This is a genomic window from Dyella flagellata, assembly GCF_030160275.1.
GTDB classification, from domain to species: Bacteria; Pseudomonadota; Gammaproteobacteria; order Xanthomonadales; family Rhodanobacteraceae; genus Dyella_B; species Dyella_B flagellata.
Genome location: NZ_BSOA01000009.1, coordinates 1 through 692, shown reverse-complemented (window position 1 = coordinate 692; position 692 = coordinate 1). Strand labels below are relative to the sequence as shown.

1 protein-coding gene is annotated in these 692 nt (G+C 64.7%); it reads left to right on the top strand.

Going from position 1 to position 692, the window contains the following annotated elements:
• Positions 1-692, top strand: a 692-nt coding sequence (locus QQJ96_RS06230; RefSeq protein ID WP_284331104.1) for an AMP-binding protein, incomplete at both ends; no start/stop codon positions are given.

Genomic DNA, 692 nt, shown 5'->3' with positions numbered 1-692 from the left:
CGCCCCGGTGCTGGTGTTGAGCCGCGACGGCCTGGCGGACGCGATCGAAGGCGTGGCGCAGCTGGACCTGGGGCAGGCTGCGCCGCCCTGGGGGCAGCATGGCGAGCACGATCCATCCCCGGCGGCGGTCGGCCTGGCCTCCCACCACCTGGCCTACCTCATCTATACCTCCGGCTCCACCGGCGTGCCCAAGGGGGTAATGGTCGAACATGCCAGCCTCGTCAATCTGGTGAATTGGCACGACCAGACCTTTGGTCCTCTAGCCGGCAAACAGGTATCGAGCACCGCCGGCCTTGCGTTCGATGCGTGCAGTTGGGAAATCTGCTCGGCGCTGGGGAGCGGAGCCTGCCTGGCCTTGCCATCCGGTGACGCCAACCGCTACCCGGAACAACTGTTGGACTGGTGGCAACAAGTGCCACTGCATGCTGGTTTCCTGAGTACCCCGCTGGCGGAAGAGATTTTGTCACGCAGCGCGACTCACGAAACCCTGCAATACCTGCTAACCGGCGGCGACCTCCTCAGATGCTCGCCGAAAGCGCGCTCCCGCTATGCGTTGATCAACAACTATGGCCCCACGGAAACCACCGTAGTGGCTACCTCGGGTCGCCTTGATTCCAACGACAGCGTTTTGCACATCGGCCGGCCGATCGCCCACACGGCGGTCTACATCCTGGACGCGCAGCGCGAACCGG